Here is a 21,020-nt window from a genome sequence, read left to right on the forward strand (position 1 = left end):
GCTGATACGTTTCCGTGCCTGGAATAGCGAAGGGATGCGGGACTGGGGGATCGGGCGGGGTTTCGGACAATTGCTACAGAATGAAAAAAGCCCGCCAGTGTGATAGCGGGCAAGGACCTACGAAGATTCTTCTAGCGACCAACTAGCTCCCGCGATAGGTCGAATAACTGTACGGCGAGATCAGCAGCGGCACGTGGTAGTGCTCCTGCCCTTCATCGATGCCGAAGCGCAGCACCACGACATCGAGAAACGCCTGGTCAGGCAGTGCAACACCCTTGGCCCGGTAGTAGTCCCCGGCACCGAACTGCAACTGGTAGACACCGGTACGGTAGTCATCGCCCTGCAACAAAGGCGCATCGACGCGGCCATCGCTGTTGGTCAGTGCACTGTTCACCAGCTCCAGTTGCTGGCCTTCGACACGGTACAGCTCGACCTTGATCGAGCTGCCCGGGCAGCCGTGAGCGGCATCCAGTACGTGTGTGGTCAAACGTCCCATTTGCTTGTCGCCTCTTGTCGTTTGCATGGGCAGAAAATACACGGCATGCACCAACACGAGGCTGACGAAATGCCGGAATGGGCTCATTAAGACACTTTCGATTCAGATTGTACACAATTTTTTGAACTTCCCTGCGCACCGCTCATGGCAGGCCTTCCGAGCATGGACATCAGTCGCAAATACAGGGCCTGTGCAGCAGGCCGAGATATTATCTGACCGATCAGGCAGGTTTCTTGCAGTGCTTTTCCAGCCTGGGTTTGAGGCGACAAGTGGGAAGAAATGCGGAAAAACGGGCTTACAAATGGACAAATAAGTTGTATACAATCACCCCGTCCGGTGCGTGCGACAACCCGCCGCGGTCCGCCCACCACCCGCACCTACGAACATAAGGAAGACTGCAGTGAGCGCTGACTACCCTCGCGACCTGATCGGTTACGGCAACAACCCACCTCACCCGCAATGGCCGGGCAACGCCCGCATTGCCCTGTCTTTCGTGCTCAACTACGAAGAAGGTGGCGAGCGCAACATCCTGCACGGTGACAAGGAGTCCGAAGCCTTCCTCTCTGAAATGGTGGCTGCCCAGCCGCTGCAGGGCGTGCGCAACATGAGCATGGAGTCGCTCTACGAATACGGCAGCCGCGCCGGGGTGTGGCGCCTGCTCAAGCTGTTCAAGGACACTGGCGTACCGCTGACCATCTTTGCCGTGGCCATGGCCGCCCAGCGCCACCCGGACGTGATCCGCGCCATGGTCGAGGCCGGCCATGAGATCTGCAGCCACGGCTATCGCTGGATCGACTACCAGTACATGGACGAAGCGCAGGAGCGCGAGCACATGCTCGAAGCCATCCGCATCCTCACCGAGCTGACCGGCGAGCGCCCGCTGGGCTGGTACACCGGCCGCACCGGCCCGAACACCCGGCGCCTGGTGATGGAGGAAGGTGGCTTCCTCTATGACAGCGACACCTACGACGACGACCTGCCCTACTGGGAAGCAAACAACCCCACCGACAAGCCGCACCTGGTGATCCCCTACACCCTGGACACCAATGACATGCGCTTCACCCAGGTACAGGGTTTCAACTGCGGCGAGCAGTTCTTCCAGTACCTCAAGGACGCCTTCGACGTGCTCTACGAAGAAGGCGCCGAAGCGCCGAAGATGCTCTCCATCGGCCTGCACTGCCGCCTGGTCGGTCGCCCCGCGCGCCTGGCCGCGCTCAAGCGCTTCGTCGAATACGCCAAGAGCCACGAGCAGGTCTGGTTCGCCCGTCGCGTGGATATCGCCCGCCATTGGCACGCCACCCATCCGTACAAGAAAGAGAACGCCTGATGACCGCTTTCAATACCCTCAAGCCCTCGGCCCTTGACCGCGACGCCTTCGTCGCGGCCTTCGCCGACATCTACGAGCACTCGCCGTGGGTCGCCGAAAAAGCCTACGCACTGGGCAACCTGAGCGAGCTGGACGAGATCGAGGTGCTGCACCAGCGCATGAGCGACATCCTGCTCAGCGCCAGCCACGCCGAGCAACTGGCGCTGATCAACGCTCACCCGGACCTGGCCGGCAAGGCGGCAGTGCAGGGCGAACTGACCGAATCGAGCACCAACGAACAGGCCGGCGCCGGCATTCACCAGTGCACTGCCGAAGAGTTCGCACGTTTCACCGAGCTCAACGACGCCTACAAGGCAAAATTCCAGTTTCCGTTCATCATGGCGGTCAAGGGCAGCAACCGGCACCAGATCCTGGCCTCCTTCGAAAAGCGCATCCACAACGACATCGATGCCGAGTTCAAGGAAGCCCTGGCGCAGATCAACCTGATCGCCCTGTTCCGCCTGCTGCAGCTTTGAGGACCAACCCCGGGACTGGCCCGAGTGCGTGACGCGACCGCACCCAGGGCCTGCCCGAACGAGGTCCGCCCTACATACCGATAACGAATACAGAAGAGATAACCGCATGCGTACCCTGATGATCGAGCCCCTGACCAAAGAAGCCTTCGCCCCGTTCGGTGACGTGATCGAAACCGATGGCAGCGACCACTTCATGATCAACAACGGCTCGACCATGCGCTTCCACAAGCTCGCCACGGTCGAGACCGCCGAGCCGGAAGATAAGGCGATCATCAGCATCTTCCGCGCCGACGCGCTGGAGATGCCGCTGACCGTACGCATGCTGGAGCGCCATCCGCTGGGCAGCCAGGCTTTCATCCCGCTGCTCGGCAACCCCTTTCTGATCGTGGTCGCGCCAGTTGGCGATGCACCTGTATCAGGTTTGGTCCGAGCCTTCCGCAGCAACGGCAGGCAGGGCGTTAATTACCATCGCGGCGTCTGGCACCACCCGGTGCTGACGATCGAAAAGCGGGATGACTTCCTGGTGGTTGATCGCAGTGGTTCCGGCAACAACTGCGACGAGCATTACTTCACCGAGGAACAGATGTTGATCCTCAATCCCCACCAATAAGAAAAGGTCGGTCATCCCGGGTCTCGGCCCGTCGGTGATCGGCAGAGGTACATACTGTGGAAGCACACCTTCACGAATGGCTGAACCTGAGCATTCGCTGGGTTCACATGATCACCGGCGTGGCCTGGATCGGTGCATCGTTCTACTTCGTCTGGCTGGAGAACCACCTGAATCGAAGCAACCCGCGCGATGGGTTGTCAGGTGACCTCTGGGCCATCCATGGCGGTGGTATCTACCACCTGGAGAAATACAAGCTCGCACCACCGAAAATGCCCGAGAACCTGCACTGGTTCAAATGGGAAGCCTACTTCACCTGGATGTCCGGGATCGCCTTGCTGTGCGTGGTGTTCTACTGGAACCCAACCCTGTACCTGCTGGCACCGGGCAGCACCCTGAGCGGCGCAGAAGGCGTGGCCATCGGCATCGGTTCGCTGATCGTCGGCTGGTTCGTCTACGACTTCCTCTGCGACTCACCGCTGGGCAAGCGCCCTGCCCTGCTTGGCGCCGTGCTGTTCGTGCTGATCATCGCCGCGTGCTGGGGCTTCAGCCTGGTGTTCAGCGGTCGTGGCGCGTACCTGCACACCGGCGCGATCATCGGCACCATCATGGTCGGCAACGTGTTCCGCATCATCATGCCGGCCCAGCGCCAGCTGGTGGCGGCGATCGAGAACAACCAGACCCCTGATCCGGTACTGCCGGCCAAGGGCTTGCTGCGCTCGCGACACAACAACTACTTCACCCTGCCGGTGCTGTTCATCATGATCAGCAACCACTTCCCGAGCACCTACGGCAGCCAGTACAACTGGCTGATCCTGGCCGGGATCGCAGTGGCTGCGGTACTGATCCGTCACTATTTCAACACCCGCCACGACAGCAACAAGTACGCCTGGACCCTGCCCGTGGGTGCCCTGGCGATGATCTGCCTGGCCTATGTGACCGGTCCCAAGCCGCTGCCGACCTCGCCCGAGCAGGCTGCCGCGAAGATCGAGTACCAGCCGTTGCCAGCCACCGCGGTCGGCGGCAAGACCGCTGCCGAGCTACGCGCCGAGGAAGCGGCCAAGGCTGCCCAGGCACCTGCCGAAGCTCCGGCCCAGGCCACCGCCCAGGCGGCGCCCGGCAACTTCGAGAAGATCCACAACGTCATTCAGGAACGCTGCACCGTGTGCCACTCGTCGAAACCGACCAGCCCATTGTTCAGCACCGCCCCGGGCGGCGTGATGTTCGACACCCCGCAGCAGATCCAGGCCCAGGCCGCGCGCATCCAGGCGCAGGCCGTGGCCAGCCAGATCATGCCGCTGGGCAACATCACCCAGATGACCGTCGAGGAACGCAAGCTGGTCGGTGACTGGATCGCCAAGGGCGCCCCGGTCAACTGACACCCCACTGCCTGTTTGTGGGAGCGGGCTTGCCCGCGAAGAGGCCGGTCCTGCCGGCCTCGCTTCCAATGAAATACCGTAACAAGCAAGCATCGAGCGTGCGGCTCCATCCGGGAACCCCAGGTCCTTCAACCGAAGCGCCTGCCGCCTGGAGCTGCCCGCTTGGATCCGAGAATAAAAACAAAACTCGAGGTGCTGCATGTCCGAGTCACCCAAGGCGTACATCCCCGTTGCGCCGCCACGACAGCCCCTGCCCCTGTTCCAGCTGATCCTGGTGGGCCTGCAACATGTCCTGCTGATGTACGGCGGCGCCATCGCCGTACCGCTGATCATCGGCCAGGCCGCCGGGCTGTCCCGTGAAGAAGTCGCTTTCCTGATCAACGCCGACCTGCTCGTGGCCGGCGTCGCCACCATCATCCAATCGTTCGGCATCGGCCCGGTGGGCATCCGCATGCCGGTGATGATGGGCGCAAGCTTCGCCGCCGTCGGCAGCATGGTGGCCATGGCCGGCATGCCCGGCGTGGGCTTGCAGGGGATCTTCGGCGCGACCATCGCTGCCGGGTTCTTCGGCATGCTGATCGCGCCGTTCATGTCCAAGGTGGTGCGCTTCTTCCCGCCATTGGTCACAGGCACCGTGATCACCTCCATCGGTCTGTCGCTGTTCCCGGTCGCGGTCAACTGGGCTGGCGGCGGGCAGCAGGCGGAAACCTTCGGCTCGCCGATCTACCTGATGGTCGCAGGCCTGGTGCTGGCCGTGATCCTGCTGATCAATCGCTTCATGCGTGGCTTCTGGGTCAACGTGTCGGTGCTGGTGGGCATGGGCCTGGGGTATGTGCTGGCCGGTTCCATCGGCATGGTCGACCTGTCGGGCCTGAACGAAGCGCCGTGGCTGCAGGTGGTCACACCGCTGCACTTCGGCATGCCGACCTTTAGCCTCGCGCCGATCCTGTCGATGTGCCTGGTGGTGGTGATCATCTTCGTCGAGTCCACCGGCATGTTCCTGGCCCTGGGCAAGGTGACCGACCGCGAAGTGACACCCGGCATGCTGCGTCGCGGCCTGCTGTGCGATGCCGGCGCCTCGTTCGTAGCCGGTTTCTTCAATACCTTCACCCATTCCTCCTTCGCCCAGAACATCGGCCTGGTGCAGATGACCGGCGTGCGCTGCCGCTATGTCACGGTGGTTGCAGGCGCACTGTTGATCCTGCTCAGCCTGCTGCCCAAGGCGGCCTTCCTGATCGCCTCGATCCCGCCTGCGGTACTGGGCGGCGCCTCCATTGCCATGTTCGGCATGGTCACCGCCACCGGCATCAAGATCCTCCAGGAGGCCGACATCAGTGACCGGCGCAATCAGTTGCTGGTCGCGGTCAGCGTGGGCTTCGGTCTGATCCCCGTGGTGCGTCCGGAGTTCTTTGCGCAGATGCCGCAGTGGATGGAGCCCATTACCCACAGCGGCATCGCCATGGCCACGCTCAGCGCCCTGGTGCTGAACGTGCTGTTCAACATCCTCGGGGGCGCCGAACGCGCGGCCCACAACGAGGCCTGTCACCCGCACTGAGTCAGCGGGCGGCGCCCTGGTCGCCCGTCTCATCCAAGCAGTGAAACGCAGTACCGGCGGCCCACGGGAGCGGGCCGTCCGGGGCGCCTGCGCGCCGAAGACACCTCGAACAACAACAAGAACACGGGAACTCGCACATGAAGCGCACCACCTCGTCCCTGCTGCTGGGCAGCAGCCTGCTGGCCACCCTCCCCGCCTTCGCGGGCGACTGGCTGCAATGGCACGGCGAAAGCCTGACCTACCTCTACGGCAAGGATTTCAAGGTCAACCCGGACATCCAGCAGACCATTACCTTCGAGCACGCCAACAAGTGGAAGTACGGTGACACCTTCCTGTTCATCGACAAGATCTTCTACAACGGCAAGACCGACGCCAGCAAAGGTGTGAACACCTACTACGGTGAATTCAGCCCGCGCCTGTCGTTCGGCAAGATCCTAGACCGCAAGCTGGCCTTCGGCCCGGTCAAGGACGTGCTGCTGGCCATGACCTACGAGCGTGGCGAAGGGTTGAACGCGGCCTACCTGATCGGCCCAGGGTTCGACCTGGACATCCCCGGCTTCAACTATTTCTACCTCAACATCTACCTGCGCAACACCGAGGGCAGTCGCCCCGGCGACAACGTCTGGCAGTTCACCCCCGGCTGGTCGTACACCATTCCCCTGGGCCGCTCCGACCTTCTGATCGACGGCTACATGGACTGGGTGACCGACAACGACCAGACCCGCCGCGGCACCTACCACGCCAACCTGCACTTCAACCCACAGGTCAAGTACGACCTGGGCAAGGCCCTCAACCTGGGCGCCAGGCAGTTGTATGTGGGCTTCGAGTACAGCTATTGGAAGGACAAGTACGGCATCGACAGCCGCGGCAATCTACAGAGCAACCAGAGCGTGGCCAGTGCGCTGGTCAAGGTGCATTTCTAAGAACCTGACCGAACGCCCAATTTTGTATCACCGCGCTCCAGGACGGAGCACTTGAGGACCGGCGCGCAAGCCAGTAATCTGCGCGCCCCCTCGCTCAGGGCAGGCCGGATCCTGCCCGCGTTTACTGACCGCTCAGTCAATGAATTCGGGCGGTTGGTCGATGTTTTGCCAGCCAGAAACACCCTTTTCATCCGTTCAGAACGACGTCGAGCAGGATGGTTGTGACCAACCCGGAAAGTTGGCGCAGCACTTGCCAGAGAGCTGTGGCCAACCCGAAAAAACTGACCCGAAAGACAAGAAAGGCGCCGACACGAGCGCTGACAGCAATATCCAATCAAGGGAGCGACACACGCAATGCGCATCATCAACAGCCTGATCCTCGCCGGCGGCCTGCTCGCCTGCGGCACCAGCTTCGCCGAAGACCTGCTGCAGTGGCAGACCAACAGCCTGACCTACCTCTGGGGCAAGAACTTCAAGGTCAACCCCGAGACCCAGCAGACCGTCACCTTCGAGCACGCCGATGCCTGGAAGTACGGCGATAACTTCATCTTCGTCGACAAGATCTTCTACCAGGGCAAGAAGGACGCCAACAACGGCCCGAACACCTACTACGGCGAGATCAGCCCACGCCTGTCGTTCGGCAAGATCTTCGACCAGAAGCTGGAGTTCGGCCCGGTCAAGGATGTGCTGCTGGCCATGACCTACGAGTTCGGCGAGGGTGATACCGAGTCCTACCTGATCGGCCCTGGCTTCGACCTGGCGATTCCCGGCTTCGACTATTTCCAGCTGAACTTCTACCACCGCACCACCGATGGCAGCCGTCCGGGTGATCATGTCTGGCAGATCACTCCGGTGTGGTCCTACACCATTCCCGTGGGCTCATCGGATGTGCTGATCGACGGTTTCATGGACTGGGTGGTGGACAACGACGAGAACAGCCGTGGCAGCTACCACGCCAACCTGCACTTCAACCCGCAGGTCAAATATGACCTGGGCAAGGCCTTGCACCTGGGCGAGAAGCAACTGTACGTCGGTATCGAGTATGACTACTGGAGCGACAAGTACGGGATCAAGGACAGCGATGCCTTCACCACCGACCAGAACACCATGAGCTTCCTGGTCAAGGTGCACTTCTGATCTGAGCGGTGGGTCTGCTTCGCGGGTAAAACCGCGAAGCAGACCCACCGACGATCACGCTGCTGGCCGCACCACCCGCCACAACTTGCCAACCACGCTCACCACCGCCAGCACCACTGCCCCGGCCACTACCCCCAGCACGCCATTGATCAACGCTCCGGTCAGTGCCCCGCCACGGCCGTCGGCAAAGGCCTCGATGGCGTGGTGCAACGGCGCGATGCCGTGCACGAGAATGCCGCCACCGACCAGGAACATGGCCGCAGTGCCGATCACCGACAGGCCCTTCATCATGTAGGGGGCCGCACGCAGGATGCCATTACCGACCGCTTGCGCCAGGCTCGAGCCCTTGCGAGTCAGCCACAGCCCCAGGTCATCGAGCTTGACGATTCCGGCCACCAGCCCGTACACACCCAGCGTCATGACCACGGCGATGCCTGATAGCACGATGATCTGCTGGCTCAGCGGCGCATCGGCCACTGTACCGAGGGTGATGGCGATGATTTCGGCGGAGAGGATGAAGTCAGTGCGCACTGCGCCCTTGATCTTGTCCTTCTCGAAGGCCACCAGGTCGACATTCACATCGGCCACGGCCTCCTTGCGCGCCATGTGCTGCGCCTGATCCTCCTCCTGGCTGTGCAGGAACTTGTGCGCCAGCTTCTCGAAGCCCTCGAAGCACAGGTAGGCACCCCCGAGCATCAGCAGCGGGGTGACCGCCCAGGGGATGAAAGCGCTGATGAGCAGGGCCGCCGGCACCAGGATCGCCTTGTTCAGCAGCGAACCCTTGGCCACCGCCCAGACCACCGGAATCTCCCGTTCGGCCCGTACCCCGGTGACCTGCTGGGCGTTGAGCGCCAGGTCATCGCCCAGCACACCTGCGGTCTTCTTCGCCGCGACCTTGGTCATCAGCGAAACATCGTCCAGCACCGTGGCGATGTCGTCGATCAACACCAGTAAGCTGCTTCCTGCCATGTCGTTGTGTTTCCAATGATTGCAAAGGACCGATTCTAGCCCAATGCCGTCGCCTTGAGCCGCTCTCCGGGCCGGTGCTACCATGCCCGATCGCTATTAGAGGCGGCCAGTCACAGGAAGATTCAGACACCATGAGCACGATTCGCGAGCGCAACAAGGAACTGATCCTGCGCGCGGCCAGCGAGGAATTCGCCGACAAAGGCTTCGCCGCCACCAAGACCAGCGATATCGCTGCCAAGGCCGGGCTGCCCAAGCCGAACGTCTACTACTACTTCAAGTCGAAGGAAAACCTCTACCGCGAGGTGCTCGAGAGCATCATCGCGCCGATCATGCAGGCGTCCACGCCGTTCAACGCCGACGGCGATCCCAAAGAGGTGCTCAGCGGCTACATCCGCTCGAAGATCCGCATCTCCCGCGACCTGCCACATGCCTCCAAGGTGTTCGCCAGCGAGATCATGCACGGCGCCCCGCACCTGTCGCCTGGGCAGGTCGAGCAGCTCAACGAGCAGGCACGACACAACATCGAGTGCATCCAGCGCTGGATCGAGCGCGGCCAGATCGCCCCGGTCGATCCGCATCACCTGATGTTCAGCATCTGGGCGGCCACGCAAACCTACGCCGACTTCGATTGGCAGATTGCCGTGGTGACCGGCAAGGCAAAGCTCGCCGACAGCGATTACGACGCCGCCGCCGAAACCATCATCCGCCTGGTGCTCAAGGGGTGTGAGCCCGAGGCGGCCTGACGGTCGGCGTACACCGCTCCCACCCGTGGCCGACTGGCCCTGGCGGGAGCGCAGGCCAACGCTGTATCAGACAGCCACGCCAGCATCAGCCGTAAGCCCCAGCGCCTCGATGGCAGTGATTGCGCACTGCTCGTCGATGTCCGACGTGTCCCCGCTGACCCCCACCGCACCCAGCACTTTTCCCGCCTGATCCCGGATCAGCACCCCACCTGGCGCGGGCACCACCGACCGCTCGCCCAAGCCGTTCAACGCCGCGAAAAACGCCGGTCGCTGCTGCGCATCCAGCGCCAGCAGGCGTGACCCCTTGCCCAGGGCCACAGCCCCCCAGGCCTTGCCCATGGCCACCTGCGGACGTAACAGACTGGCGCCGTCCTCGCGTTGCAAGGCCAGCAGATGGCCGCCGGCATCCAGCACCGCCACCGTCAGCGGTGCGGCGTCGATCTTGCGCCCGGCGGCAAGGGCAGCGGCGACCAAGGTGTTGGCGACGTTGAGCGTCATTGCGTTCATGGAAAGGTCCTCTTCTTGTTGTGAGAAGCCCTGAGGGGCAGTTGAAAACCGATAAGCAAATAGAACACAACAGAAAGATTTTTTGTATACAATATTTTTGAACGATCGTACTCAATCAGATAGAGAGCCTTTTCTGTGGGGTTTCCAGCGAAAGCCAATCTACCCGATGAAAATACATTGACCTGAAGCTCAGAGCGTGAATACACTTTGGAGCAAAGTAGGTTGTATACAATTACAAAATCGATGAGGCACAAATCATGAGCAAAATGAGAGCAATCGATGCAGCCGTTCTGGTCATGCGCCGTGAAGGCGTAGAGACGGCATTCGGCATTCCCGGGGCTGCCATCAACCCGCTGTACTCGGCCCTGAAGAAAGTCGGCGGCATCGATCACGTCCTCGCTCGCCACGTCGAAGGTGCCTCGCACATGGCCGAGGGCTACACCCGCGCCAACCCGGGCAACATCGGTGTGTGCATCGGCACCTCCGGGCCAGCCGGCACCGACATGGTCACCGGCCTGTACAGCGCCTCGGCCGACTCCATCCCGATCCTGTGCATCACCGGCCAGGCCCCCCGCGCCCGTCTGCACAAGGAAGACTTCCAGGCCGTCGACATCACCAGCATCGTCAAGCCGGTGACCAAGTGGGCCACCACCGTGCTGGAGCCGGGCCAGGTGCCCTATGCCTTCCAGAAAGCCTTCTACGAAATGCGCACCGGCCGCCCAGGCCCAGTACTGATCGACCTGCCGTTCGACGTACAGATGGCCGAGATCGAATTCGACATCGACGCCTACGCGCCACTGCCGGTACACAAGCCTTCGGCCACGCGCATCCAGGCCGAGAAAGCCCTGGCCCTGCTCAATGACGCCGAACGTCCGCTGCTGGTCGCAGGTGGCGGCATCATCAACGCCGACGCCAGCGACAAGCTGGTCGAGTTCGCTGAACTGACCGGCGTGCCAGTGATCCCGACCCTGATGGGCTGGGGCACCATCCCTGACGACCACGAACTGATGGTCGGCATGGTCGGCCTGCAGACTTCGCACCGCTACGGCAACGCCACGCTGCTCAAGTCCGACCTGGTGTTCGGCATCGGCAACCGCTGGGCCAACCGTCACACCGGCTCGGTCGATGTCTACACCGAAGGCCGCAAGTTCGTACACGTCGACATCGAACCGACCCAGATCGGTCGTGTGTTCACCCCGGACCTGGGCATCGTCTCCGACGCCGGTGCCGCGCTGGACGCCTTCCTGGAAGTGGCCCGCGAATGGAAAGCCGCCGGCAAGCTCAAGTGCCGCAAGGCCTGGCTGGAAGACTGCCAGGAGCGCAAGTCGAGCCTGCAGCGCAAGACCCACTTCGACAACGTGCCGGTCAAGCCGCAGCGCGTGTACGAAGAGATGAACCAGGTGTTCGGCAAGGACACCTGCTACGTCAGCACCATCGGCCTGTCGCAGATTGCCGGCGCGCAGTTCCTGCACGTGTACAAGCCGCGCCACTGGATCAACTGTGGCCAGGCCGGCCCGCTGGGTTGGACCATCCCGGCAGCGCTGGGCGTGGTCAAGGCCGACCCGAAACGCAAGGTGGTCGCGCTGTCGGGTGACTACGACTTCCAGTTCATGATCGAGGAACTGGCGGTCGGTGCGCAGTTCAACCTGCCCTACGTCCATGTGCTGGTGAACAACGCCTACCTCGGCCTGATCCGCCAGGCCCAGCGTGGCTTCGACATGGATTACTGTGTACAACTGGCGTTCGAGAACATCAACTCCAGCGAAGCCGGCAGCTACGGCGTGGATCACGTCGCCGTGGTCGAAGGCCTGGGTTGCAAGGCGCTGCGCGTGTTCGAGCCGGGCGAGATCGCCCCTGCCCTGCTCAAGGCGCAGAAAATGGCCGAAGAGTTCCGCGTGCCAGTGGTGGTCGAGGTGATTCTCGAGCGCGTCACCAACATTTCCATGGGTACCGAGATCAACGCGGTCAACGAGTTCGAAGACCTCGCACTGGTCGGCAACGACGCGCCGACCGCCATCTCGCTGCTCGACTGATTGCCGACGCCCCCGCGCAGGCTGCCGGGGGCTTTCATCTGCAAGGAGACAACCATGCCTCGCTTCGCTGCCAACCTGTCCATGCTGTTCACCGAACAGGATTTCCTGGCCCGCTTCAAGGCCGCCGCCGACGCGGGCTTCAGCGGTGTCGAATACCTCTTCCCGTACGATTTCAGCGCCAGCGACATCAAACAGCAGCTCGATGCCCACGGCCTCACCCAGGTGCTGTTCAATCTGCCTGCAGGCGACTGGGCCAAAGGTGAACGCGGCATCACCTGCCACCCCGACCGCGTCGAAGAGTTCCGCGCCGGCGTCGACAAGGCCATCGAATACGCCAAGGTGCTGGGCAACAAACAGGTCAATGCCCTGGCCGGTATCCGTCCGCAAGGCCTGCAGTGCGCCGATGTGCGCAAGACCTTCGTCGACAATCTCAAGTACGCCGCCGACAAGCTCGAAGCCGCCGGGATCCGCCTGGTCATGGAAATGATCAACACTCGCGACATCCCCGGTTTCTACCTGAACACCACCGCCCAGGCCCTGGAGATCCAGGCCGAGGTGGGCAGTGCCAACCTGTTCCTGCAGTACGACATCTATCACATGCAGATCATGGAAGGTGACCTGGCCCGGACCATGGAAACCCACCTCAAGCAGATCAATCACATCCAGCTCGCCGACAACCCTGGTCGTCACGAGCCAGGCACTGGCGAGATCAACTACCGCTTCCTGTTCGAGCACCTGGACCGCATCGGCTACCAGGGCTGGGTGGGCGCGGAGTACAAGCCCAAGACCACCACCGAGGCCGGGCTCGCCTGGCTGAAAACCCATAACGCGATCTAACGAACACAGTCGCTCCCTGGGGGAGTAGGGCTTGTCCCGCGATGGCGGCGGTGAGCCCACCACCGCCATCGCGGGACAAGCCCGCTCCCACAGGATCCGCGCGTCCTATAACAAGAGAGGCACATTCTCATGGCTAAAATCGGTTTCATCGGCACCGGCATCATGGGCAAGCCCATGGCCCAGAACCTGCAAAAGGCAGGTCACAGCCTGTTCGTTTCCACCCACCACGATGCCGCCCCCGCCGACCTGATCGCCGCAGGCGCCGTGGCCCTGGCCAACCCTAAAGAGGTGGCGCAGGAAGCCGAGTTCATCATCGTGATGGTGCCCGACACCCCGCAGGTCGAGAGCGTGCTGTTCGGTGAGAATGGCGTCGGTGAAGGTGTCGGCCCGAACAAGGTGGTGATCGACATGAGCTCGATCTCCCCCACCGCCACCAAGGCCTTCGCCGAGAAAATCAAGGCCACCGGCGCCGCCTACCTGGACGCCCCGGTGTCCGGCGGTGAAGTCGGCGCCAAGGCCGCAACCCTGAGCATCATGGTCGGCGGCTGCCCGAAAGCCTTCGAGCGCGCCCTGCCGCTGTTCGAAGCCATGGGCAAGAACATCACGCGCGTCGGTGGCAATGGCGATGGCCAGACCGCCAAGGTGGCCAACCAGATCATCGTCGCCCTGAACATCCAGGCCGTCAGCGAAGCGCTGCTGTTCGCCACCAAGAACGGCGCAGACCCGGCCAAGGTGCGTGAGGCGCTGATGGGCGGTTTCGCCTCCTCGAAGATTCTCGAAGTGCACGCCGAACGTATGATCAAGGGCACCTTCGACCCGGGCTTCCGTATCAGCCTGCACCAGAAAGACCTCAACCTGGCGCTGCAGGGCGCCAAGGAGCTGGGTATCAACCTGCCCAACACCTCCAATGCGCAGCAGGTATTCAACACCTGTGCAGCACTGGGTGGCAGCAACTGGGACCACTCGGCGCTGATCAAGGGGCTGGAGCACATGGCCAACTTCTCGATTCGTGACGACCAGTAATTTGTAAGCCATACCGGCCTCTTCGCGGGCAAGCCCGCTCCTAGGAGCGAAGAAGCCAACACCGCTGAACCTGCGACCACAGGCCCAGCGGTGACCCCGAGCAACACCCGCCCCTGGTTCGGCCTGCACGGAGGCAGTTCCAGGGGCGTTTTCGATTTCGCAGAACAACAAGAATTTTGGGAGCCTGCCATGTCGGTCGATCCACAGAAACTCCTGCGCGAGCTGTTCGACACAGCCATCGCCGCCGCCCACCCCCGTCAGGTCCTCGAACCTCACCTGCCCGCCGACCGCAGCGGCCGGGTCATCGTCATCGGTGCCGGCAAGGCCGCCGCCGCCATGGCTGAAGTGGTCGAGAAGAGCTGGCAGGGCGAAGTCTCCGGCCTGGTCGTGACCCGCTATGGCCATGGCGCCAATTGCCAGAAGATCGAGGTGGTCGAAGCCGCCCACCCGGTCCCCGACGCCGCCGGCCTTGCGGTCGCCAAGCGCGTGCTGCAACTGGTCAGCAACCTCGATGAAGACGACCGCGTCATCTTCCTGCTCTCCGGCGGCGGCTCGGCCCTGCTGGCACTGCCCGCCGACGGCCTCACGCTGGCCGACAAGCAGCAGATCAACAAGGCGCTGCTCAAGTCCGGCGCGACCATCGGCGAGATGAACTGCGTGCGCAAGCACCTCTCGGCGATCAAGGGCGGACGCCTGGCCAAGGCCTGCTGGCCCGCCACTGTCTATACCTACGCCATTTCCGACGTACCGGGCGATCTGGCCACCGTCATCGCCTCCGGCCCCACCGTGGCCGACCCGAGCACCTCGGCCGATGCCCTGGCGATCCTCAAGCGCTACGACATCGAGGCGCCCAAAGCGGTCATCGACTGGCTGAACAACCCGGCATCGGAAACCGTCAAGGCCGATGACCCAGCCCTGGCGCGCAGCCACTTCACACTGATCGCCAAACCCCAGCAATCACTCGAGGCTGCCGCAGTGAAAGCCCGCCAGGCCGGTTTCAGCCCACTGATCCTGGGGGATCTGGAAGGTGAATCGCGCGAAGTGGCCAAGGTGCACGCCGGTATCACCCGGCAGATCGTCCTGCATGGCCAGCCGCTGAAGGCCCCCTGCGTGATCCTGTCCGGCGGCGAGACCACCGTCACCGTGCGCGGCAATGGCCGTGGCGGGCGCAACGCCGAATTCCTGCTCAGCCTCACCGAAAGCCTCAAGGGCCTGCCTGGCGTGTACGCACTGGCCGGCGACACCGACGGCATCGACGGCTCCGAAGAAAACGCCGGCGCCCTGATGACCCCGGACAGCTTCGGCCGCGCACAGGCCCTGGGCCTGTCGGCCAGCGATGAGCTGGACAACAACAACGGCTATGGCTACTTCGCTGCGCTCGATGCGTTGATCGTCACCGAGCCGACCCGCACCAACGTCAACGACTTCCGCGCCATCCTGATCCTCGAGACCTCGCAATCATGACGCCCGATAAAAAAGTGAAAATCCTCGCCACCCTGGGGCCGGCGATCAACGGCATCGATGACATCCGCCAACTGGTCGAGGCCGGGGTGAATATCTTCCGCCTCAACTTCAGCCACGGCGAACACGCCGACCACGCCCTGCGCTACCAGTGGATCCGCGAGGTCGAGCAGCAACTGAACTACCCGCTGGGCATCCTCATGGACCTGCAGGGGCCGAAACTGCGTGTCGGCCGCTTCGCCGAAGGCAAGGTGCAGTTGCAGCGTGGCCAGGCCCTGCGCCTGGACCTGGACAAGGCCCCGGGCGACAGCCGCCGGGTCAATCTGCCCCACCCGGAAATCATCGCCGCGCTGGAGCCCGGCATGGACCTGCTGCTCGACGATGGCAAGCTGCGCCTGCGGGTCACCGCCAAGCACGCCGACGCCATCGACACCGAAGTGCTGGCTGGCGGCGAGCTGTCCGATCGCAAGGGCGTCAACGTCCCCCAGGCGGTGCTGGACCTCTCGCCGCTCACCGAGAAGGACCGCCGCGACCTGGCCTTCGGCCTGGAACTGGGCGTGGACTGGGTGGCGCTGTCGTTCGTCCAGCGCCCCGAAGACATCGTCGAGGCGCGCCAGTTGATCGGCGAACGTGCCTACCTGATGGCCAAGGTCGAGAAGCCCTCGGCGGTCGAGCAACTGCAGGCCATCGCCGAGCTGTCCGATGCGATCATGGTCGCCCGGGGCGACCTGGGCGTGGAAGTGCCGGCCGAGAGCGTGCCGCAGATCCAGAAGCGCATCATCAATACCTGCCGCCAACTGGGCAAGCCGGTGGTGGTAGCGACGCAGATGCTCGAATCGATGCGTTTCTCGCCCGCACCGACCCGCGCCGAGGTCACCGACGTGGCCAATGCCGTGGCCGAAGGCGCCGACGCGGTGATGCTGTCGGCCGAAACCGCCTCCGGCGACTATCCACTGGAAGCGGTGCAGATGATGAGCAAGATCATCCGCCAGGTGGAGAACGGCCCGGACTACCAGGCGCAGCTCGACGTCGGCCGCCCCAAGGCCGAGGCCACGGTTTCGGATGCCATCAGCTGCGCGATTCGGCGCATCAGCGGCATCCTGCCGGTGGCAGTGCTGGTCAACTACAGCGAGTCAGGGGCCTCGACCCTGCGCGCCGCCCGCGAGCGACCGCGGGCGCCCATCCTCAACCTGACGCCGAACCTCAAGACCGCGCGCCGACTCAGCGTCACCTGGGGTGTGCATTCGGTGGTCAACGACCGTCTGCGCCAGGTCGATGAGATCTGCTCGACTGCACTGGAGATCGCCCAGGCGCAAGGTATGGCCAGCCGCGGCGACACCCTGCTGATCACCGCTGGGGTGCCATTCGGCCAGCCGGGGAGCACCAATACCCTGCGGATCGAGACTTTGATCTGAAGACCGGCTCTGCACTTTTGTAGGAGCGGCGGTTCGCCGCTGCGACTTGCCCGCGAAAAGGGCACCGCGGTGAATGGCACGGGCTGCGCCCGTGTTCGCGGGCGAGCCCGCTCCTACAAAAAACAATCCGATGGCGCACAACCGAGGCCCGAAGAGGCCCAGCGCCTTTCACTCACCTTGCCGACTGCCCATGTACACCAAGAATTTCGTCAACCCGTGCCCCGACTGGGCCACGGCACTGCTCAATGGCTTCAGCCAGGTGCTGCTGCTGCGCAGTCCCTTGTGCGGCCTGTGCTGCCTGCTGGCCATCCTCCTCACTGCGCCCGACCTGGTCGGCGGCGCGCTGCTCGGCGCACTGGCCGGCCTGCTGACCGCGCAACGGCGCGGCTATGAACGCGCCGACCGCCAGGCCGGATTGTATTGCTACAACGGCGTGCTGATCGGCGTGCTGATCTGCGCGGTGCTGCCCTGGTCAGCGATCCTGCCGCCACTGATCCTCGCCGCCGGTGGCCTGTCGAGCATCCTCACCCACCAGTGGCGCAAGCGCGGCGGCACCTTGCTGGTCGCCTACACCGCGCCCTTCGTGCTGCTCGGCTGGATCATCCTGCTGGCGGCCGAACCCTTGGCCATCCCGCAGGCCGCGCCCGACCCGTTGCACGGCGTATTGCGCGGCCTGGGCCAGATATTCCTGCTGGACGAGCCCCTGGCAGGCCTGCTGATCGTGTTAGGGATGCTGGTCGCCAACCCCTATGCGGCGCTCTGGGCCCTGCTCGGCTCGACCATCGGCGGCGGTGCGGCATTGCTGGCCGACCAACCTGCGGTGGCCTGGATGGGGCTGTATGGCTTCAATGCGGCGCTGGCCGCCCTGGCGTTCAGCCGCCAGGGCGAGCGCCCCTGGATCCCCCTGCTGGCCATCGCCTTGGCGCTGTTGCTGCAAGCGTTGTCCAGCCTGTGGCCGCTGCCGGCGCTCACCGCCCCGTTCGTCATCGCCTGCTGGCTGATGCACCTGGGCAGCCACCTTGTGCAACAGGGGCGGCGGCGCAGCGCGCAGCGCTTGCACGGCTGAGAAGCAGGCCCTAGGCTCACCCGCAACGCATAACGGAACGAGCCCATGAACACCCCTGCGAGCCTGCGTGAGCGGCTCTATGTGATCGTCTTCCAGACCGACACCGTCGCTGGAAGACGCTTCGACAAGATCCTTCTGCTGATCATCCTGGCCAGCCTGGTCACCGTCATCCTCGACAGCATCGACGATGTGCACCGCAATTATTCCGGCCTGCTGGCCGGCATCGAGTGGGGCTTCACGGCGATCTTCCTCGCCGAGTACCTCACCCGCCTGTACTGCTCACCCAAGCCGCTGCGCTACGCGTTCAGCTTCTACGGCCTGGTCGACCTGCTGGCCATCGTGCCGGGGATCATCGCCCTGTACTACAGCGACGCCCAGTACCTGCTGATCATTCGGGTGATCCGCATGCTGCGGATCTTCCGCGTGCTCAAGCTCAGCCCCTACCTCAAGCAGGCGCACTATCTGCTCGAGGCGTTGCGCGGCAGCAAACAGAAGATCATCGTGTTCCTGGTCAGCGTTTCGACCCTGGTGACCGTGTTCGGCACGCTGATGTACGTGATCGAAGGGCCCGAGCACGGCTTTACCAGCATTCCCAAGGGCATCTACTGGGCCATCGTCACCCTGACCACAGTCGGCTTCGGCGACATCGTGCCCAAGACGCCGCTGGGCCAGGTACTGTCCTCGCTGGTGATGATCATCGGCTACTCGATCATCGCAGTGCCCACCGGGATCTTCACCGCCGAGCTGGCCAACGCCATGCGCGGCGAACAGCTGCGCCACGATTGCCCGACCTGTGCCAAGAAAACCCATGAGCCGACGGCGGCATTCTGTTCGCGCTGTGGCAATGCGTTGTTCCCCAAGACAGTGACCGAGCAGGCATAAGCAAAGTCTGTTTTGATCTTTAATGGCTCAAGAACCAAAGGTTATAGTTGCTGGCACATTGCCAAACTTTCACTCACAACAAGGAACGCCCCTGTGAAAAAACTCTTCAGCGCCTCGCTGCTCGCCGCAGGCCTGGCTCTCGGCAACCTGGCCCAGGCCGCGCCGACCCTGCTGAACGTCTCCTACGACGTGATGCGCGATTTCTACAAGGACTACAACCCGGCGTTCCAGAAGCACTGGGAAGAAGAGCACAAGGAGAAGGTCAATGTGCAGATGTCCTTCGGCGGTTCGAGCAAACAGGCGCGGGCGGTGATCGACGGCCTGCCGGCCGATGTCATCACCATGAACATGGCCACTGACATCAATGCCCTGGTCGACAACGGCAAGCTGGTGCCGGACAACTGGGTTACCCGCCTGCCGAACAACAGCGCCCCGTTCACCTCGGCCACCGTGTTCATCGTGCGCAAGGGCAACCCGAAGGCGCTGAAAGACTGGCCGGACCTGCTCAAGGATGGCGTACAGGTGATCGTGCCCAACCCCAAGACCTCGGGTAACGGCCGCTACACCTACCTCTCGGCCTGGGGCTACGTCCTCAAGCAAGGCGGCGACGAAGCCAAGGCCCGCGATTTCGTCGGCAAGCTGTTCAAGCAGGCACCGGTGCTCGACACTGGCGGCCGCGCTGCCACAACGACCTTCATGACCAACCAGATAGGCGACGTGCTGGTCACCTTCGAGAACGAAGCCGAGATGATCGCCCGCGAGTTCGGTCGTGATCAGTTCGAGGTGGTCTACCCAAGCGTGTCGGCGGAAGCCGAACCGCCGGTGAGCGTGGTCGACAAGGTCGTCGAGAAGAAGCAGACCCGCGCGGTGGCCGAGGAATACCTCAAGTACCTGTGGTCGCCGGCAGCTCAGGAAATCGCCGCACAGAACTATCTGCGCCCGCGTGATGCCACGGTCCTGGCCAAATACACCGACCGCTTCCCGAAAGTCGACTTCCTCTCGGTGGAGAAGACCTTTGGTGACTGGCGCACCGTACAGAAGACCCACTTCAACGACGGTGGCGTGTTCGACCAGATCTACACCAATAAGTAACTGGCTTGGGGCGCGCTGCGCCCCAACACTTACAGCGAGATAGGACGACGCCCGGCAAAGGCATGCGCAAGCGTGCCACCGTCCACCAGCTCCAGCTCTCCGCCCAGCGGCACGCCATGGGCGATCCGCGAGGCAGTCAGGCCCTTCTCGGCCAGCAACTGGGCGATGTAATGCGCCGTCGCCTCGCCTTCCACCGTGGGGTTGGTCGCCAGGATCACCTCGCTGAAGGTGCCCTGCTCCTCGATCCGCGCCATCAGTTGCGGAATTCCAATCGCCTCCGGGCCCAGGCCGTCGAGCGGCGATAGGTGCCCCTTGAGCACGAAGTAACGACCACGGTAGCCGGTCTGCTCTACCGCATACACATCCATCGGCCCCTCAACCACGCACAGCTGGGTGTCATCGCGGCGAGGATCGGCGCACTGCGGGCACAATTCCTGCTCGGTCAGGGTGCGGCACTGGCGGCAATGGCCAACACCCTCCATGGCCTGGCTCAGGGCCTGGGCCAGGCGCGTGCCGCCGCTGCGGTCGCGCTCGAGCAACTGCAGGGCCATGCGCTGGGCGGTTTTCTGGCCGACACCCGGGAGCACACGCAGGGCATCGATCAGTTGGCGGATCAGGGGGCTGAAGCTCATGTAGGCAGGCCTGTCAGTGGTACAGAATGAAGAAGGGAGCAGCGATCAGTCGATCGTGCTCCCCATGTGCTGCAAACCGTCGATCAGAACGGCATCTTGAAACCAGGCGGCAGTTGCATGCCGGCGGTCATGCTGCCCATCTTGTCCTGGCTGTTCTGCTCGACCTTGCGCACGGCGTCGTTGAGTGCGGCGGCGATCAGGTCCTCGAGGACTTCCTTGTCGTCCGGATCGGTGGTCATCAGGCTGGCGTCGATGTTGACGCGCTTGACGTCGTGACGACCGGTCATCACCACGCTGACCAGACCTGCACCGGACTGGCCGGTGACTTCTGCGTTGGCCAGCTCTTCCTGCATCTTGGCCATTTTTTCCTGCATCTGCTGAGCCTGCTTCATCAGGCCGGCCATGCCACCTTTCATCATGG

At 63.2% G+C, this 21,020-nt stretch carries 21 protein-coding genes; 16 read left to right on the plus strand and 5 right to left on the minus strand.

The window, feature by feature from the left end; all coding sequences use genetic code 11:
* Positions 1-142 precede the first annotated feature (142 nt).
* On the minus strand, positions 143-496 hold the full coding sequence (gene uraH / locus HU748_RS06600) for a hydroxyisourate hydrolase (RefSeq protein ID WP_186666722.1): 354 nt from the start codon (positions 494-496) through the stop codon (positions 143-145).
* 400 nt (positions 497-896) lie between these two features.
* Here uraH and puuE point away from each other — a divergent pair, with 400 nt between their 5' ends.
* From puuE to HU748_RS06635, 7 genes are all read left to right on the plus strand, one after another.
* The gene (puuE, locus tag HU748_RS06605) at positions 897-1,823 is read left to right on the plus strand and encodes an allantoinase PuuE (RefSeq protein ID WP_186666723.1); all 927 of its coding nucleotides are present in this window, start codon (positions 897-899) and stop codon (positions 1,821-1,823) included.
* The gene (gene uraD / locus HU748_RS06610; RefSeq protein ID WP_186709333.1) at positions 1,823-2,338 is read left to right on the plus strand and encodes a 2-oxo-4-hydroxy-4-carboxy-5-ureidoimidazoline decarboxylase; all 516 of its coding nucleotides are present in this window, start codon (positions 1,823-1,825) and stop codon (positions 2,336-2,338) included. The genes puuE and uraD overlap by 1 nt, the downstream gene beginning before the upstream one ends.
* Positions 2,339-2,444: 106 nt before the next feature.
* Positions 2,445-2,948: an ureidoglycolate lyase gene (locus HU748_RS06615; protein ID WP_133331566.1), complete on the plus strand. Its 504-nt coding sequence runs from the start codon at positions 2,445-2,447 to the stop codon at positions 2,946-2,948.
* Positions 2,949-3,004: 56 nt separating this feature from the next.
* The gene (locus HU748_RS06620; RefSeq protein WP_186666725.1) at positions 3,005-4,324 is read left to right on the plus strand and encodes a urate hydroxylase PuuD; all 1,320 of its coding nucleotides are present in this window, start codon (positions 3,005-3,007) and stop codon (positions 4,322-4,324) included.
* A 199-nt stretch (positions 4,325-4,523) separates the two neighbouring features.
* Positions 4,524-5,879 carry a nucleobase:cation symporter-2 family protein gene (locus tag HU748_RS06625; RefSeq protein WP_065861332.1) on the plus strand — a complete coding sequence of 452 codons (1,356 nt, stop codon included), beginning with the start codon at positions 4,524-4,526 and terminating at the stop codon, positions 5,877-5,879.
* A gap of 137 nt (positions 5,880-6,016) precedes the next feature.
* Positions 6,017-6,802 carry an outer membrane protein OmpK gene (locus tag HU748_RS06630; protein WP_186709330.1) on the plus strand — a complete coding sequence of 262 codons (786 nt, stop codon included), beginning with the start codon at positions 6,017-6,019 and terminating at the stop codon, positions 6,800-6,802.
* A 354-nt stretch (positions 6,803-7,156) separates the two neighbouring features.
* A complete protein-coding gene (locus tag HU748_RS06635) occupies positions 7,157-7,939 on the plus strand; it encodes an outer membrane protein OmpK (protein WP_186666727.1) in 783 nt (260 codons plus the stop codon).
* Between the two features lie 54 nt (positions 7,940-7,993).
* On the opposite strand, the gene HU748_RS06640 is transcribed toward HU748_RS06635, so the two are convergent.
* A complete protein-coding gene (locus tag HU748_RS06640; RefSeq protein ID WP_186666728.1) occupies positions 7,994-8,908 on the minus strand; it encodes a DUF808 domain-containing protein in 915 nt (304 codons plus the stop codon).
* Positions 8,909-9,039: 131 nt separating this feature from the next.
* On the opposite strand from HU748_RS06640, the gene HU748_RS06645 reads away from it, so the two are divergent.
* A complete protein-coding gene (locus HU748_RS06645; RefSeq protein WP_054893651.1) occupies positions 9,040-9,651 on the plus strand; it encodes a TetR/AcrR family transcriptional regulator in 612 nt (203 codons plus the stop codon).
* 66 nt (positions 9,652-9,717) lie between these two features.
* On the opposite strand, the gene HU748_RS06650 is transcribed toward HU748_RS06645, so the two are convergent.
* Complete coding sequence (locus HU748_RS06650; RefSeq protein WP_186666729.1) at positions 9,718-10,158, minus strand: heme-binding protein; 441 nt, start codon at positions 10,156-10,158, stop codon at positions 9,718-9,720.
* Positions 10,159-10,415: 257 nt separating this feature from the next.
* Between HU748_RS06650 and gcl the strand changes: the two genes are divergently transcribed.
* The 8 genes from gcl to HU748_RS06690 all read left to right on the plus strand — a co-directional run bounded on the left by gcl (position 10,416) and on the right by HU748_RS06690 (position 19,967).
* Positions 10,416-12,191 (plus strand): glyoxylate carboligase, encoded by a 1,776-nt coding sequence (gene gcl, locus HU748_RS06655; protein WP_151924134.1) that lies wholly within the window; start codon positions 10,416-10,418, stop codon positions 12,189-12,191.
* Between the two features lie 54 nt (positions 12,192-12,245).
* Positions 12,246-13,028, plus strand: a complete 783-nt coding sequence (gene hyi, locus HU748_RS06660) for a hydroxypyruvate isomerase (protein WP_186719764.1) — start codon at positions 12,246-12,248, stop codon at positions 13,026-13,028.
* A gap of 129 nt (positions 13,029-13,157) precedes the next feature.
* Positions 13,158-14,051 carry a 2-hydroxy-3-oxopropionate reductase gene (locus HU748_RS06665; protein ID WP_186719765.1) on the plus strand — a complete coding sequence of 298 codons (894 nt, stop codon included), beginning with the start codon at positions 13,158-13,160 and terminating at the stop codon, positions 14,049-14,051.
* A gap of 189 nt (positions 14,052-14,240) precedes the next feature.
* Positions 14,241-15,515, plus strand: coding sequence for a glycerate kinase (locus HU748_RS06670; protein ID WP_186666732.1), 1,275 nt, complete (start codon positions 14,241-14,243; stop codon positions 15,513-15,515).
* Complete coding sequence (pyk, locus tag HU748_RS06675; protein ID WP_186666733.1) at positions 15,512-16,927, plus strand: pyruvate kinase; 1,416 nt, start codon at positions 15,512-15,514, stop codon at positions 16,925-16,927. The genes HU748_RS06670 and pyk overlap by 4 nt, the downstream gene beginning before the upstream one ends.
* A gap of 190 nt (positions 16,928-17,117) precedes the next feature.
* The gene (locus HU748_RS06680) at positions 17,118-17,993 is read left to right on the plus strand and encodes an urea transporter (RefSeq protein WP_186719766.1); all 876 of its coding nucleotides are present in this window, start codon (positions 17,118-17,120) and stop codon (positions 17,991-17,993) included.
* A gap of 45 nt (positions 17,994-18,038) precedes the next feature.
* Positions 18,039-18,875, plus strand: coding sequence for an ion transporter (locus HU748_RS06685; protein ID WP_186666735.1), 837 nt, complete (start codon positions 18,039-18,041; stop codon positions 18,873-18,875).
* Positions 18,876-18,968: 93 nt separating this feature from the next.
* Positions 18,969-19,967, plus strand: coding sequence for a sulfate ABC transporter substrate-binding protein (locus tag HU748_RS06690; RefSeq protein ID WP_054893642.1), 999 nt, complete (start codon positions 18,969-18,971; stop codon positions 19,965-19,967).
* A gap of 29 nt (positions 19,968-19,996) precedes the next feature.
* Here the strand turns inward: HU748_RS06690 and recR are convergent, their stop codons facing one another.
* Entirely contained in the window at positions 19,997-20,599 is a 603-nt protein-coding gene (gene recR, locus HU748_RS06695; protein ID WP_054893641.1) for a recombination mediator RecR, read from the minus strand.
* A gap of 83 nt (positions 20,600-20,682) precedes the next feature.
* Positions 20,683-21,018: a YbaB/EbfC family nucleoid-associated protein gene (locus HU748_RS06700; protein WP_186666736.1), complete on the minus strand. Its 336-nt coding sequence runs from the start codon at positions 21,016-21,018 to the stop codon at positions 20,683-20,685.
* Between the last annotated feature and the right edge of the window lie 2 nt (positions 21,019-21,020).

The sequence above is a fragment of the Pseudomonas sp. RW3S2 genome (assembly GCF_014268955.1).
Taxonomy (GTDB): domain Bacteria; phylum Pseudomonadota; class Gammaproteobacteria; order Pseudomonadales; family Pseudomonadaceae; genus Aquipseudomonas; species Aquipseudomonas wayambapalatensis.